Annotated in this window: 10 protein-coding genes; all 10 read left to right on the top strand. The window is 24.9% G+C overall.

All coding sequences use genetic code 11. The features are described 5' to 3' along the window. The first annotated feature begins 806 nt into the window (after positions 1-806). Positions 807-3,920, top strand: coding sequence for a leucine-rich repeat domain-containing protein (locus tag K5V21_RS17415; protein WP_221862347.1), 3,114 nt, complete (start codon positions 807-809; stop codon positions 3,918-3,920). A 104-nt stretch (positions 3,921-4,024) separates the two neighbouring features. After that, positions 4,025-4,237, top strand: a complete 213-nt coding sequence (locus K5V21_RS17410) for a hypothetical protein (RefSeq protein ID WP_221862346.1) — start codon at positions 4,025-4,027, stop codon at positions 4,235-4,237. 65 nt (positions 4,238-4,302) lie between these two features. Beyond that, positions 4,303-5,022, top strand: coding sequence for an EAL domain-containing protein (locus K5V21_RS17405; protein ID WP_221862345.1), 720 nt, complete (start codon positions 4,303-4,305; stop codon positions 5,020-5,022). A 36-nt stretch (positions 5,023-5,058) separates the two neighbouring features. Further along, positions 5,059-9,162: a leucine-rich repeat domain-containing protein gene (locus K5V21_RS17400; protein WP_221862344.1), complete on the top strand. Its 4,104-nt coding sequence runs from the start codon at positions 5,059-5,061 to the stop codon at positions 9,160-9,162. Positions 9,163-9,249: 87 nt separating this feature from the next. Continuing rightward, on the top strand, positions 9,250-9,810 hold the full coding sequence (locus K5V21_RS17395; protein WP_221862343.1) for an LPXTG cell wall anchor domain-containing protein: 561 nt from the start codon (positions 9,250-9,252) through the stop codon (positions 9,808-9,810). A 119-nt stretch (positions 9,811-9,929) separates the two neighbouring features. Then, positions 9,930-10,433 (top strand): hypothetical protein, encoded by a 504-nt coding sequence (locus tag K5V21_RS17390; protein ID WP_221862342.1) that lies wholly within the window; start codon positions 9,930-9,932, stop codon positions 10,431-10,433. Between the two features lie 180 nt (positions 10,434-10,613). After that, positions 10,614-11,378 (top strand): hypothetical protein, encoded by a 765-nt coding sequence (locus K5V21_RS17385; RefSeq protein WP_221862341.1) that lies wholly within the window; start codon positions 10,614-10,616, stop codon positions 11,376-11,378. A gap of 63 nt (positions 11,379-11,441) precedes the next feature. Next, positions 11,442-11,828 (top strand): hypothetical protein, encoded by a 387-nt coding sequence (locus K5V21_RS17380; RefSeq protein ID WP_221862340.1) that lies wholly within the window; start codon positions 11,442-11,444, stop codon positions 11,826-11,828. A 33-nt stretch (positions 11,829-11,861) separates the two neighbouring features. After that, complete coding sequence (locus tag K5V21_RS17375) at positions 11,862-13,562, top strand: sensor histidine kinase (RefSeq protein WP_221862339.1); 1,701 nt, start codon at positions 11,862-11,864, stop codon at positions 13,560-13,562. Between the two features lie 262 nt (positions 13,563-13,824). Next, positions 13,825-17,907 carry a leucine-rich repeat domain-containing protein gene (locus K5V21_RS17370; protein WP_307495490.1) on the top strand — a complete coding sequence of 1,361 codons (4,083 nt, stop codon included), beginning with the start codon at positions 13,825-13,827 and terminating at the stop codon, positions 17,905-17,907. Positions 17,908-17,995 lie beyond the last annotated feature (88 nt).

The following is a 17,995-nucleotide window of genomic DNA, read 5'->3' as shown; positions in this document are numbered from 1 at the left end:
TAAATAGCAAGAAAGTAAAAAAAGAAAATAGATTTTACTCTATTTTCTTTTTTATTTTATATATAAGTAATTTCATATAATCGTTGAAATCACTAGCTTACAATAGAATTTGAGTTTGACACAATATTAAATTTGTAAAACTCATAATTTTTAGGTGTTAAACTATATTTATTAACTTTCTGTTTACATATTAGCACAAAAAAAATCAAAGTTCAACATATTTTTCCATGAAAAATTTTTCTTATTTATTTTAATATATAAATATAAGTTCTTTGATAAACCCTTTATAAAAAAGTATATTTACTAAAATATTAATATTTATATTTTTTTGTTGTTTTAAATAAAAGTAAATATTATTAAAACAAAATAGTATTATACTTAAATAATTGTAAATAATGAATTAATACTTTATTTGTAAATATATGAAAAAAAAGTATATATGAACAATTATTATTAAACCTTAAACTTATAGATGTAATAATTAAAACTAATTTATCAAATAAGGTTAAAGCTTATAAAGCACTAATATAACTTACCTGTAGCTAAAATTGTATTTATGTATTATTCCAATATTTACAATGTATAATTTAAAATTTTATGAGTTTTACAAATTTAATATTGTGTCAAACTCATAAAATATGAACTAAAAATGAATTATTGATGAATAAAAAGATATATATTATTTTATAAAAATATATATTACTTAATAACAGTTATTTAGAACATTATATAAAAATATGATGTTTTATAAAAATATTCTATTTATGAGAAATAGAATAATTTAATAAATAGGGAGGTTTATATTTATGAAAAGAAAAAAAATACAAGCTCTTATACTCACGGGTACATTAGCAGTTAGTATGATGGCACCATCTTTACAAGCATTAGCATCTACAAATCAAATGATGGTAGTTGAAAAGGGAGAAGCATCACGCTCTGTCCAAAGAGGTATTATTAATAGAAAGGCTGAATCTAGGGATGTAATGTCAGCGTTTAGAAAGTCTTCATGGCATCAATGGAATGAAGCGGTATTAAACTTGGAAGATACTAGTTCGACTAATAGACCTAATGATAGAAGAGTATTTACTAACTATATAGGTAGATCCCAATTATCAACTAGTGCATGGACTAGAGTAGGGGTTAAAACTTGGGGTAGAACTAACGGTGAGAAAATTCTTGAGTGGGACGATTTAAGTGGTAATTATAAAAAGCCTATAAAAGTATCAAATGGGAATGGTGGCGCTTGGTGGACTGATAGCTTCAGCGCCGATGTTCAAGTTGGGGATATATTAGAAATTCCGGCTATAAAGAATAATGGTGGATGGGAAGGTATAAGTGATAGAAACATACCTATATCTTATACTCAATCTGGAGTATCTAATAACTCAAATTCTATAAGATATTTGAGAATTCTACCAGATAATACATTTAGATTAGAATCTAATTGGCATAGTAGATTAAGATCCACTTTAGAATTCAATTTAGAGAATAATTATAGATTTAAATTAAGCGTAGCAGAAAATAATATGCCTGTTTTAGATGGATCTACTTTTAAGCAGGATGCTGATAATAACTTGAAATTACAAGTTGTTCGTAACAATAAAGTAGTATTTGATAAAAAAGCTAATAAAGGAAGTAATATTTATAATTCATTCAAAGATATTCAAGGAGTTACTTTACAAAATGGTGATACATTAAGAACGATAAATATTGATACTTCTACAGTAAGCGATTTTAAATATTCAACATCATCAAAATCATTTACTAAAAATTATGATATAGAAAGAGATGCCAGTATTACAGATTCTAATTTGTTAGCAGAGTTAAATAATGTTATAGGTCAAAGACAAGGAAGAACAAGAGCAAGTAATTCACCAATTTGGATTTCTGAATTACAAACAATAACTGGTAGATTAAATTTAAGTAATAAAAATATAAGTAATATTCAAGGGTTAGAACTTTGTACTAGTATTCAAGGATTAGATCTAAAAGGTAACAATATTAAAGATATGAAGCCATTAGCTAATTTAACTCAGCTAGGACTTTTAGATATTAGTGGAAATCCAGTAGGAAGTATAGGTCACTTATCAAAATTAACTAATTTAGGAACTTTAAGAGTGAATAGCACTAATATAAGTGATTTAACTCCTTTGATAAAGTTAACTAAATTAGAAGAATTAAACCTTGATGATAATAAAATAAGTGATTTAACTCCTTTGATAAAGTTAACTAAATTAAGAACATTAAATATTGATAATAATAAAATAAGTGATTTAAGACCATTAAGTAATATAACTAGCTTAAATTATTTAAATTTAGGTCATAATAATATTGAAGATATTACACCTATTAAAGGTCTAAATAACTTAACATACTTACGTTTAGCATCAAATAAGATAAGTGATATAAGAATATTAAGTTGGTTAACTAACTTAACTAATTTAAATTTAGATGATAATAATATTGAAAATATTAAAGCTATCGAAACTCTAAATAAATTAACACACTTATATGTATCTTCAAACAAAATAAACGATGTTAAAGTATTACAAGGATTAAATAAATTAAATACTTTATATATAAGTAATAATGAATTAAGCAATGAAGATCTTGGAGTAATAGGACAAATAAAAAGCTTACAGACATTGGCTTTAAATAGTAACAGAATAAGTGATATATCATCTTTAAAACCTTTAAGTAATTTAAATGAATTATATTTAGGAGAGCAAAAGGTTATTGGCAAGGATGTTGAATCTAGAAATAATATAGCAGTATTAGATAATGTTGTTAAAGGTGTAGATGGAAAAGCTATAATCCCAACGGCTTCTTCAGAGTATTACAAGTATAACAGTTCTAATAATACAGTAGTATTCAATGATATTGGTTCAACAGGCAATAAAACATATACATTTAATCAAAACGTATATGTTGGAAAAGTTAGAACAAATTTTAATGGTAGTGTGACACAAAAAGTTGTTTATAATTCAATATATGATGTAGACGACGCTAATTTACTAGCAGCGCTTAATGAAATTCTTGCTGAAAAGCAAGGAATATCAAGACCTGCTGATATGCCGATTTTTGGTAGTGAACTAGAATCATTAACTGGAACAATAGATTTAAGTAATAAAAACATCCGTGACTTAACAGGATTAGAAAAGTGTACAAACATAACTTCATTAATACTATCACAGAATAACATAAGTAATTTAAATGCAATAAGCGATTTAACTAATTTAAAGAGTTTAAATCTTGATAATAATAAGATAAGTAATGTAAGTACATTAAATGGATTAACTAGCTTAACTAATTTAAGTTTAGCTAACAATTCTATTAATGATATAAATGGTATTAGCAAGTTAACTAAGTTGACTAGTTTAAACTTAAGTAACAATGGTGTTAAGAATATTCTTCCAATAGAAGGATTAACAAATTTAAATGAATTAAATTTATCTGAAAATAAAATTATAAATGTAGATGCACTTGCTAAATTAAAGAAATTAACTAAGTTAAAAATAAACGGAAATGAAATAAAAGATATTACAGGTATTGGAGCTTTAAGAGATTTAGAAGTTTTACATGCTAAAAACAATAATATAAGTGATGCAAGTCCACTAAGTAATTTAAGAAACTTAACTGATGCAAATCTTCAAGGTCAAGAAATCGTTGGTAAAGAGGTTGAAGCACAAGGGGATACTGCAGTAGTTAATAACATACTGAAAGGCGCAGATGGAAGATACATATCTCCGACTGAAAGCTCAGAATACACTTATGATTCAACAACTAATAAAATAACTTTCAAAAACATTACTTCAACAGGTAAGAAATCTTACAGCTTTAACGAAAATATGACTGTAGGAAAAACAAATGTTAGTGTTAATTTCTCTGGAAAGGTAACTCAAAATATAATAAAAAAATAAATTGTAAAGTTTTCATTGCTCAAAATGAGCAATGAAAACTTTAATTTAAAATAAACTATATTTAAAGTACATAGGTTAAATATGGAAAAAAAGGGTGAGAATTTATGACTAAATATCAAAGGGAAATACTTAGTTATGTAGAAAAAAATTTAATTTTAAAAGGGAAAGAAATATTTTTTGGATATGATGAGAGAAGTGTAGTTATTATTGATAACACTAAAATACTACATTTTATATATAAGGATAATAAAATATCTTTAGTAGATTCTATAGTTACAATAAATACTATTAAAAATAGGTATAAAAAAGCGGTATAACAATAAATTATGTTAGAAATAAATATTGGGAAATAATTTTATTTCTATGGTGAGAAGATGAGTTTATGAATAAAAATGATATAAAAGGCATGGAAGTTGTTTATCAACCTAAGGTAGATTTAAACACAAAAAGAATTAAAGGTGTAGAAGTTTTAGCAAGATTTTTTGATAAGAATAATAATATGCTAAATACTATTGAAGTTATAAGTTTAGCAAAAGAATTTAAAGAAATGAAATCATTAACTAATATAGTAATAGATGAGACTATTAAAGGAATTAAAACTTTTAAATATAATAATAAAATAAATTTTTCTATTAATATATCTTCTGTAGAAATTGAAAATGATTCGTTTAAAGAATGGATTGATGATCTTTTAAACAGATATGATATTAAATATTTAAATAAGTTAGAATTTGAAATTACAGAAAGACATAAAATAGAAAATAAAGAAGAAATGAAAAAAAATATACACTATTTAAAAGAAAAAGGATTCAAAGTATCATTTGATGATATTGGAGCAGGTTATAACACATTTAATCTTATAGATGAATATGATATAGATTTTATAAAATTGGATAAATCTTTAGTAGAGAATATAAGTAAATATATTAATTTAATAAAAAATAATATAAAAAAAGCACATTTACTAAATAAAAAAGTAATTGCTGAAGGAATTGAAGATGAAAATACATATGAGATATTGAAAGAGATTAATTGTGATTTAGGTCAAGGATTTTATTTCTATAAACCTATGAGTTTAAATAATTTAAAGGTGATTATTTAACGAGTTCAAATATAGGTAAAAGGAGATTGTAAATTAATGAAGGAATTAGTTAAAAAAAATAAAAAAAGAATAATTGCTTTATTAGTTCTTGTAATATTTATAGGAATACTTCCTAAAGCTGCGTATTCTGAAACTAATAATAAAAAAGTTGAGTATATAGATATAAAAGATAGAAATTTAAAAGATGAATTAGAAAAAGCAATACAAAAGGTTAAAGGGAATAAGGTAGATAATAATAATTCTAATAAAATATCTAAAAATGATATGAGTTTAATAACTAATTTGGATATTAAAAATAAAGGGATTAAGAATATACAAGGTTTAGAGTTTGCGACTAATTTAGAAAGTATAAACTTAGAGGGTAATGAAGTAAGGGATATTAGTTCTCTTAGAGATATCAAAGGTTTAAAAAATATAAATGCAAAAAACCAAAAAATTAAATTAGAAGATTTTAATGTATCATCAGAGAGTTTAACGATATCTAATCCTATTATTGGATTAGATAAGAACACTAATATTAATATTTTGGGGAAAAATATTAGTGTTAAAGATAATAAAATAACTATCAATAAAATAAATTCAAATAAAGAGATAAAGCTTAATTTTAAAGATAAGAAGTTAAACGAACTTTTTTCAGGTAATATATCATTTAATGTAATTATGAAAAAAAATATTAATTTAAAATCTACAAAAGCTGATGAAGTAAATATACCAGATGAGTATTTAAGAAAAGAACTAAATTTTAGATTAGGACAGTCACCTAATGACCCTATATCAAAAGCGCAAATGGAGACTTTTACTAAGTTAACTATAAATGGAAATAATATTGTGAGACTAAATGGATTAGAAGCTGCTAAAAATCTTACTAAACTAAACTTAAATAATAATAGAATAATAGATATATCAAGTTTAGAAACTTTAAGAAAATTAACAGAGATAGATTTAGGCGGTAATGCTCTAAAAGATATAAGTTCATTAGCAAACTTAACTAGACTAGAAGTATTAAATTTGAGTTTTAATCAAATAAGTGATATAAGTCCATTAAAAAATTTAAGAAAGTTACAGAGTGCAACTATTGAGGATCAATCAATAAGTGGACCAAGGATAGAATCTATAGGATCAAAAGCAACTACAGATAATATTGTAAAAGGGATAAAAGGAGAGTTTGTTAATATATTAAATGGATCAGATTATAAATATAATTCTTCAACACATAAGATTACCTTTAGTAATATAACAAGTTCAACTAATAAATCTTATAATTTTAATATAGGAAGATTTACTCTGCCAAGTAGTATTGTTGGAGGAACCTTTTCAGGTACTGTAAGTCAACAAATCAAATATGTACCTAGAAGACCAGTAGACATACCAGACATTAATTTAAAGGCTGCATTAAATAGTAAATTACACCAAGGTGCAGATGAGAATATATTTAAAGATCAATTAAATGACTTAACTGGTACTCTAGATTTAAATAATAAGCAAATAAAAATTATAGAGGGTCTTCAATATTGTACAAGTATAAGTAATTTATATTTATATTCAAATAATATAGATGACTTGACTCCATTATCAGGATTAATCAATTTAAGATCATTAAACTTAAACAATAATAGAGATTTAAGTGATATAAGTCCATTGTATGGATTAAATTTATTAAGAGATTTAAAAATAGCTGATAACAAAGTAACTGCAAATCAATTATTAAATTTACCTGATCTAGAAGTGCTGGATTATCGAAGAAATAAAGTAAGTGATATAAGTCCGTTATCAGGTTTAACTAAATTAACTAATTTAAATTTACAAGGAAACCAGATAAGTAATATAAGTCCATTATCAGGTCTAACTAAGTTAACTAATTTAGATTTACAAGAAAACCAGATAAATAATATAAATCCATTATTAGGTCTAATTAACTTAACTAATTTAACATTAGATAATCAATATATAAGAAGACCTGAAGTTACTTCAGTTGGTAATATAGCAACTGCGTATAATATAATCTATGGGGTTGATGGAAGTCTTATAGCACCTGCAAAATCAAGTGATTATGATTATGTTGGTGATAAAGTACAATTTAAAAATATAACTAGTGATGGAGATAAAGCTTATACATTTAATAAAAATGTAACTATTGGTTCAGCAACTGGAACAGTTTATAGTGGTAGAGTAACTCAGAAGGTAGTATATGATCAAATAATAGATATACCAGATGTTCAATTTAAAGCAGTATTAAATAGAAACATATATAGTAGTACAGATAGTTCACATGATAGAGATCCTATAACCCTTAGCCAATTAAAAGGATTAACTCATATTGAGAGATATAATGTAAGCGGTATACAAAATTTAGAGGGGATTCAGTATTGTGATAAATTAACTGTACTACGACTTAATGATGAAGAAATAAGTGATTTAAGTCTGTTATCTACTTTAGATGAGCTAAGTACTATTAGTTTAATTAGGAATAAAATAAGTGATGTAAGTCCATTATCTGGGTTAAATAAAGTATCTAAACTACAACTAGATGATCAAAAAATTACTGGTATTGAAGTTACCTCTATAGGACATAAAGCAACAGTTGATAATATTATTAAAGATTTAAATAATCAATTTGTTAATATAGGTAATAATACAAATTATGATTATGATGCAACAAATCATAAAGTACTATTTAAAAATATAAATAGTACTGGAAAGCAAGCCTATGATTTTAACACAAAAGTAATTCTAGGCTCTGCAAAGGCTAATTTCAATGGTACAGTAACTCAAAACGTAATATATGAACCAGGAGTAAATATACCAGATAGTAACTTAAGAGCTGCACTGAATGAAATTTTAGTACAAACACCATCAACATCAGATATTACTCAGTCTCAACTTGAAGGATTAAGAGGTAGGTTAACTTTAAGCAATAAGAATATAAGTAATATTGAAGGACTACAATACTGTATTAATATTGAAGGACTAGATTTAAGAGATAATAATATTAGAGATATAAAAACATTAGCTAAATTAACAACTAATAAGCTAGGCCTTTTAGACATTAGTGAAAATCCAATAAAATATGTGCCTGACTTATCTAATTTAACTATATTAAGAACTTTTAGAGCAGAAGATTGTAATATAGGAGATATAGATTCATTAACAGTATTAAGTGATTTGAGAGAGTTAAACCTTAGTGGTAATAAAATAAGTGAAGTAGGCCAATTAAATAGATTATCTAAATTAAATTATTTAAATTTAAATTCAAATAATATTAAAAATATTACATCTATTAAAAATCTAAATGAATTAACATATTTAAATTTAGGTAATAATCAAGTGGATGATGTAAGCTCATTATCTAGTTTAAACAAGTTAATTACTTTAATTATAAGTGATAATAACATAGGTGATATAAGCCCAATAAAAAATATTATAGATACTATACAAGGTAAAAGTGGAGATTTTGAGGGATTAGGCCAAGTTATAAATATAAATGAAAGTAATCAATACAATATCGGAAGTGAGTATACATTAGAAAATATAGTAATAGGAAAAAATGGTGGAAAAGAACCAGCTATCAGTATTTTGCCAAGAGGAAGTTATAACTCTACTACAGGAGAAATAACTTGGAATGGACTAAATGATTCAATGAATGATTTAAGCTATAGTTGGCAAAATGATGATGATAAATTCTCAGGAACTGTTAATGTGAAAATAAGACAAATAACAGATCCAAGTGTATTGATAGAAATTCCAAGTAAAATAAAGATGGAAGATCTTCAGGATGAAAATGCACCTGATATAGATCCAACCAATAGACCTGGAGTTAAACCAACTGTATATAATATGGTTGGAGCAACAACACCAATAAAATTAATATCAGATCCATCAATACCTTTACAGGGTAATTTTAAAATATATACAGACCCAATATTTAGAATTAGTAGTGTTTCAAATAGTTCAAATTATGTTCCAGTAAGTGTTTATAAAGACTTTAATACTAGATTAACAAATCCAAAAGACCCATTAATGACATTAAATAGTTCAAATAAAGAAAATAATTTTATTATCAAAGCAACTAAATCTGAGTTTAAAGGAAGTTATGATAAATACGCAGGAACAATTAATTTTACAATAGACTATTCTAAGTAGAAAAATCTAATGGTAACTTCTTATTAATTTAGGAAGTACCATTAGATAAATAAAATATTACAAATGGTTAATTAAGGAGGAAACACATTGAAGATTAAAAAAAAATTAGTTTTAATGATATGTTTTCTTATAGTATCAGCAGAACTGACTGCTGTGACATATGCAGCTGAGGGATCAGTTAGCATACCAGTTCAATATAATGTATCGAAAGATAGCAAATATAGAAATTCAGTTGAAGTAATAGGACCTGGAACTGTTTATGATGGAACAGCAAAAATAATTCAAGGAACTGTAGTTTATGAACTGAGTGTAGAACAAGAAAAAATATTTAAATTAGTACCAAATAAGGGTAGTAATTTAAAAAGTGTTACTTGGAATGATGAAGATATAAGAAATAAACTAGTAGAAGTAAATGGCGGATATATGATAGGTATATCTGGTATATCAATTGATAGTAAATTAAGAATAGAATTTACGAGCAATGATCAACCAAACAATCCAGATAATGAAGGAGATATTAATGGTGATGATTTAGATAAATTACCTAATACAGGATATGATGAAAATATAAATTCATTAATTCTATTAAGTATCTTAGGACTTATAGCTATTGTTATAGGAAGTAGAAAAGAATTTAAACAAAAGTAAGGTGGATTTTTAATCCTCCATATGAAACATAATTTACTTAATGTGAATTATGTTTCATGGGGAGTAATTAAAATAATTATTTCTTAAAAAATATTTTCAAATAAAAGGAGAGAACAATTATGAAAAAGAAAATACTTGCACTAGCAATATGTGCAGCATCAACATCAATGTTATCAGGAGTAACAGCATTCGCTGCAACAGGAAGTCAAACTGTACCTGTTACATATGATGCATCAACATCAATTCCAGATCCAGATAATCCAGGAGCACCAACTTATCAAGTTGTAATCCCATCAGCAATATCATTTACAGAAGTAAATAAACCAGTAGATGCATCAGTATCATTAACAGAAGGAGCTGATAAAAATACAGCTTATACAGGAGAGAGTAAAGTAAATGTAACAGTAGCATCTGCAAATGGTTATAAAGTTCAATTAGCTGATGATACAGATAAATTAGACTACACATTAGCATATGGAGCAAATACTAATAATGCTACAGTAGGACAACTTACTAAAACTAATACAACAATAAAAGGACAAGCATTATTAAAACAAGCAGCTACTAAAACAGGAGTTCATACAGATACACTAACTTACACAGTAGAAACAGCAACACCTTAATATAAAAAATATTATAAATTTGGTAAATTCTGATAAGCATAATAAAACTTATTAGTATACACATTGTATTGAGATAGTTGAGAGATAAAGATAAAAAGTACATGATTTTTAATTAAATCATGTACTTTATTTAAATAAACTAATTTTGACTTTTTAAGAATCTTTGATTGGAGGAAATAAATGAAAAAAACATATATACAGGAAATGGATTATGATAAAAGCTTTAGAGATAAAAATGGAAACAGATGGGGATATTATTCTAAAAAGAAAATAAAAAAAATGTATCCAAATGGTGGAGAAAAAGAAATAAAAATTGTTGGGGAAGTTGTTGAGAAAAAACGTAGCAATGATTATATTCTTGAAAGTGATAATAAAGAATTAAAGTTAGGGGTAGTAGGTTATCACAAAAAGGGTGTAAATAAAGTAGCTGGATATATGAAATGTGAAGAAGATGAATATGTCGCTATAATGAAGAAAAATTGGTTAATGTTTTTTATTATGTTAGCTAGTGTTTTAACTATAGCAGTAGGAGCTATCTATTTCACTAAAATAGATAAAGGACCAAGTTTAGATGCAAATGCAAATGATTATGTTTCAAAATTGGAGAAACCAGAAAACTGGGATCCTAATAAAATAGCTATTCCTGGATATCCTGAAATAAAAGCTAAAGAAGGCGATGAATTTGCTTATGTTGCATTATGGAATCCAGATTATAATCCTGTTTACTTTAAATTTGAAATAGTACTAAGCGATACAAATGAAGTTCTATATAAAACAGATTTAATTCCACCAGGAAAAGCAGTAACTAAGATTCCATTAAAAAAGGATATGAAACCTGGAACATATGATATAACAATAAAAATAAGTTCATATTCATTAGAAAATTATAAAACTAGTATGAATGGTGCAAATGTAAAAACAAAATTAGTAATATTGAAAGATTAATTATCTTTCAATATTACTTTAACTATTAAAAACATATTTCAAAGAAGTTTGGATGGGTTGTGTATGATAGGATATATTTTTTTACTTATAGGATTATTTTTTTTAGGGCTAGGAATAGTACTGTTTAAAGGAATTAGTTATTCTAATAAGATTATTTTTATACCATTATGTGGGTTAGGTATATCAATGTTTAAGAAAAAGTTAGTTGATATTATGAGTGGAATTGATGATAAAGAAATTACTAAATATTTAATAGTAAGATGGATTGGAAGTAATATGATTATAATGAGTTTTATAATTATATTTTCAAACATATTTGCAGTAATATTCAAGAGCGAAATTAATGTAATTATATTTTGTATATCACTATGTATAATAATAATATTTTTTTTAAGATGTTTATTTAGTATTATGCAAAGAGCAGTCTACGTAAGGCTTTTGGAAGAATAATTTTAATATGTTTAAAATATAGGAGAGGGTTTAATGGGGAAGGATAGATTATATTCGATAGAGGACTTAGAGAGTATTTTAGATAAATTACCATATGAAATATGGATAAAAGATAAAGATGGGAAACATATTTATATAAATGAATTAGGAGCACAGAAGGCGGGCTTATCAAAGGACGAGATTATAGGTAAGACAGATTTTGAATTTAGAAATAAATATATTGCGGAAAAGTGTCTTCAAACAGATTTAGAAGTATTAAATAAAAATACTGATATATTTCATGAAGAAAAGGCTTTAGAATCTGGAAAGGAAAGAATATATGAAGTTCATAAATTTGTGTTAAAAAGTGGGAATATTTGTGGAAATGCAAAAGAAACAAGTATACAAAGAAATATAAGCTATAAATTAGAGAAGTTATCTAAGGATTTATTGTATGAGTCAGATTATAACTATAAAGATGACATTAAAGATATATTAAATAATCTTAAAGATGTATTTAAGTGTGAAGTCATTAATCTATTTTTATATGATGAAGAACTTAATAAAATGAATTTATATTTGACTACCAATAATATAGAGAAGGTTTTTAATAAGTATATAGAAATAGATATAAATGATGAAATGACTAATGTTTTAGATAATGAAGATTTATTTAATATGAATTTATTACATAAGATTCGTGAGAAAAGTTTAAATAAAAATCTAATAGAAAATTCTAAAGTATATTCTTTAAAGATTGCTGATAAGTTAATAGGTTTATTAAATATTTGCTATGATGATTTATATAAATATAGTTATAATGATGAAATATTCATTAAAGAATTATGTAGTAAATTAAGTAGTTCTATAATGAATTTTAAATACCCAAGTAATTTAAAAAAAGATTACGAAAATATATTAAAAGAAAATAATGAACTGAGAAATAGTATTGGCTTAGAAAATATGAAAATTAATTTTTTATCTAATATATCTCATGAGTTTAGGACACCTATAAATATTATAAATTCAACTATACAGTTATTAATTTTTTATATTGATAAAGGCACTTTAGAAAATAGTGATTTAAAAAAGCATTTAAAATGTATAATTCAAAATTCATATAGATTATTAAGATTAATAAACAATATTATGGATACTACAAAAATAGATAATGGATTTTATAAATTAAATTTTAAAAATAACAATATTATTAGTTTAATTGAAGAAATAGTTTTATCTACTGTTGCGTATATAAAACGTAACAATATAGCGATTATTTTTGATACTAATGAGGAAGAATTAATTTTAGCGTGTGATTTAGATTCTATAGAAAGAATAATGTTAAATTTAATAGCAAATGCACTTAAATTTACTAATAATAATGGAAAAATAGAAGTTAATATAAATGTAGATAGAAAAAAAGAAAAAGTGTTTGTATCTGTACGAAATACTGGAGAAAGTATAAGTGAAGAAAGTGCTAAAGAAATATTCAAAAAATATATGAAAGGTGATAATACTTATACTAGATCCGTAGAAGGTTGTGGAATAGGATTATATTTAACTAAATACTTAGTAGAAAATCATAATGGTGAAATTTGGGTAAATACAAATTATAAAGAAGGAGCTGAGTTTGTATTTTATATACCAATGAGAACAGTAAAAGAAGAAATAAAAGCATTAAAAATTGAAAGTAATTCAAAAATAGAACAATGTAGCATAGAGTTTTCAGATATATATTCATTTAAATTAAATTAAGTTTATTTATAGAAATTAAATAAATTGTTAACTAGCATTGTAATAACACAAACAAATACGTACTGTATAGATTTTGTAGAAAATATTAATATGAGCAAATAATCTGAAGGTGAAAATAAAGTAAAGGTTTATCACCAATAAATGAAATAAATATAAATTTCAATTACTATCGAGATTGTAATTATACATACTAAAGGAGGGATTAAATATTAAAAAAATTACAGTTTTTTTAATATTATTTTTATCATTTCAATGGATTAATGTGTATTCATATGAAGCTAATATGTCTAATAAAAAAAGTAAAAATATTATTACTAAGGGAGAAGAAATAATTAGTAAATTAAAGAAAGGAGGTGAAGCACATCCAAGATTGATGATAAATGCAACTATTATTGAAAATATAAAAGAAAAAATAAAAACAAATGAAAAGTTAAAAATACAATTTAATAGAGTTAAAAGTATAGCAGATTCGTATTTAGATAAAGAACCTGTTGTTTATGAAATATTAGATGGCAAAAGGTTGCTTCCTGTAAGTAGGGAATTAGTTAAAAGAGTACAGTATTTAGGGTTAGCATATCAATTAACTGGCGAAGAAAAATATTCTAATAGATTAATAAAAGAATTAGAAAGAGTTTGTAATTATAAATTCTTCCCTGACTGGAATCCAAGTCATTTTTTAGATACAGCTGAAATGACTTTTGGAGTTGCTTTAGGTTATGACTGGATATATGATAAATTATCACCAGAGCAAAAAACATTGATTGAAAATACAATATTAAATAAAGGATTAAAAGTTGGATTAAATAAAATTGAACAGGGAGCATGGTGGAGTGAAACTGATAATAATTGGAACTCTGTTTGTAATGGTGGATTAGGGATAGGTGCATTAGCAATTGGAGATATAGGTGGAGAAAAAACTGAAACTGCTATTAAAGTATTAAATAATTCAATGGAAAAACTACCTATTCTAATTAATAAATTTGGAAAAGATGGTTCGTGGTTTGAAGGTGTGACATACGCTGAGTATGCTTTAGTATATTTAAGTTATTTTATTTCTTCATTAGATTCTTCTGTAAATACAGACTTTGGGTTATCTAATTATGAATCTCTAAAAAATGCTGGTGATTTTATTATATATATGAATGGAGAGCGTGGAGTATTTAATCATGGAGATACTAATCCAGTCACTGATTTTTATCCAGATATATTACTGTTTTTTGGTAAAAAATTTAATAATGACTTTTATATTAATGTATATAATAAATATAACAAAAGAAGTAATGCTACTTTACAATTAATATGGAATGAAGGTATAAAATCAACAGATTATAAGTATATTAAAGATGAAGTCAAATTATTTAGAGATTCTGGTATAGCGTTGTTTAATAATAAACAAAATGCTATAGATAATAAAAGCAAGTCAGAAATGGCATTTAAAGTTGGACAAAATGGACAAAGTCATGGTGATTTAGATATAGGAAGTTTTATATATGAGAATAATGGAATCAGATGGTTTGAAGATTTAGGACCAGATGATTATAATTTAGAAGGTTATTCAGATAATAAGGCTAATGGAAAAAGATGGAGGTACTTTAAAAAAAGGGCTGAAGGTCATAATACGATTGTAATAAATCCAGATGAAAAGGAAGATCAAATTTATAATGCTAAAGTGACTTTGGGGGATTTTTTTGAAACAAATGAAAAATATTCAATTAAATCTGATTTAACTAATGCTTACAGCAATAATGCTTCACTTGTAAATAGAAATATTTCTTTATATAAAAAAACAGGTATATTAGAGATAAAAGATTTTATTAAAAATAAAAAAGCTTCTGATGTATATTGGTTTGGGCTTACAAAAGCAAAAATACAAATTTCGGAAAATGGTAAGGAAGCGTTATTATCTAAAGATGGGAAAAATTTAAAGGTAGTATTAGAGTCAAATAATAATATTAGGTTCACTTTAACAGAAGCAAAACCTATTTCAAGCAAATTATTAAAATGGAACGTACCATTAAAAGAATATAGTAGATTAACCATAAACATTCCTAATAGCACAGAAGTAAAATATAAAATAAAATTAATTCCTTATTCAATGAATCCAATAATAACAGTTGATGGAGTAGAAGATTTAGCAAATACACCAATAGAAATAAAAACAGGAGAATCATATGATTTCTCAGCAGGAGTAACAGCAACAGATGATGTTGATGGATCAGTAAAGGTTATAGTAGATTCATCAAATGTAAACTTAGATGTACCTGGAAAATATATAGTAACTTATACAGCAACAAATTCAATTGGAAATACAACTTCATTAACAAGAGAAGTTATCGTTAATGGAGTTGTTAATATACCGGATATAAATCTAAAAATAGCATTAAATAAAAATATTGAAATAAATAGAAAACCGACTCAAGATATTACAAATTCTGAATTAAATAGTTTAACTGGGGTATTAAACTTAAATAATAAAAACATATCTGATTTAACAGGACTAGAGTATTGTACCAATGTAACTAATTTAAATTTACAAGACAATAATATTAAAGATATTACTAAATTAAAAGATTTAATTAAGTTGAGAGGAATACGTCTATTTAATAATTCGATAGGTGATATAAGTCCTTTATCTAATTTAGTTAATTTAGATTTTATTAATATAAGTGATTCACAGGTAAATGATATAAATTCTTTAAAGAATTTAAAAAAATTAAGATATTTAGATTTGAGAAATAATCAAATAAGTAATATAAGTTCACTAAGTGGATTAACTACTATTACTACGTTATATTTAGATAACAATAAAATAAGTGATATAAGTCCATTATCAGGATTATTTAATTTAACTTCATTAAGATTAGATAATCAAAATATAAGAGGATCTGAAGTTATTTCATTTGGTAATACAGCAAATGTTGATAATATTATAAAAGATAAAGATGGAAGCCTTATAACTCCATTAGAATCAAGTGATTATGATTATGTTGGTGATAAAGTGCAATTTAAAAATATAACTAGTTATGGAGATAAATCTTATACATTTACTAAAAATGTAACCCTTGGTTCAGCAACTGGAACATATAGTGGTACAGTAACTCAAAATGTTATACCTGAACCAGCAGTAAATATACAAGATGCTAACTTAAAAGCTGCACTTAACAAAATTTTAGGACAAACACAATTAACATCAGATATTACTCAGTCCCAACTTGAAGGATTAACCGGTAGGTTAACTTTAAATAATAAGAATATAAGTAATATTGAAGGATTACAATATTGTATTAATATTGAAGGATTAGATTTAAGAGATAATAATATTAAGGATATAAAAACATTAACTAAATTAGCCACTAATAAGATAGGACTTTTAGATATTAGTGGGAATCCAGTAAATGATATACCAGACTTATCTAATTTAACTATATTGAGAACTTTTAGAGCATCAGGTTGCAGTATAGATGATATAATATATTTAACAGTATTAACTAAGTTAAAAGAATTAAATCTTAGTTACAATCAAATAAGTGATATAAGTTCACTAGCTGCTTTAAACAGGTTAACTTATTTAAGTATAAGCCATAATAATATAGGTGATATAAGCCCAATAAAAAATATTATAGATAGTATACGAAGTAAAAGTGGAAGCTTTAATGGATTAGATCAAGTTATAAATATAAATATAAATGAAAGTAATCAATACAATATTGGAAGTGAATATACATTAGAAAACATCATAATAGGAAAAAATGGCGGAAAAGAAGCAGCTATTAATATTTTACCAAGTGGAACTTATAATTCTACTACAGGAGAAATAACTTGGAATGGATTGAATGATTCAATGAATGATTTAAGCTATAGTTGGCAAAATGATGCTGATAAATTCTCAGGGACTGTTAATGTTAATATAAGGCAAATAACAGATCCAAGTGTATTGATAGAAATTCCAAGTAAAATAAAGATGGAAGATCTTCAGGATGAAAATGCACCTGATATAGATCCAATCAATAGACCTGAAGTTAAACCAACTGTATATAATATGGTTGGAGCAAAAACACCAATAAAGTTAATATCAGATCCATCAATAACCTTAAAAGGTAATTTTAAAATATATACAGATCCAATATTTAGAGTTATTAATTTTTCAAATAGTTCAGATTATGTTCCAGTAAGTGTTTATAAAGACTTTAATAGCAGATTAACAAATCCAAAAGACCCATTAATAACATTAAATAGTTCAAATAAAGAAAAGAATTTTATTATCAAAGCAACTAAATCTGAGTTTAAAGGAAGTTATGGTAAATACGTAGGAACAATTAATTTTTCAATAGATTATTCTAAGTAGATAAATAAAATAAGATAATAATTATAAAAAAGAAAATACTTGCATTATCAATATGTGCAACATAAATATCAATTTCATAAAAATAAGA

The organism is Clostridium sardiniense (assembly GCF_019753795.1).
Taxonomy (GTDB): domain Bacteria; phylum Bacillota; class Clostridia; order Clostridiales; family Clostridiaceae; genus Clostridium; species Clostridium sardiniense.
This window is presented reverse-complemented; position numbering and strand designations above follow the sequence as displayed.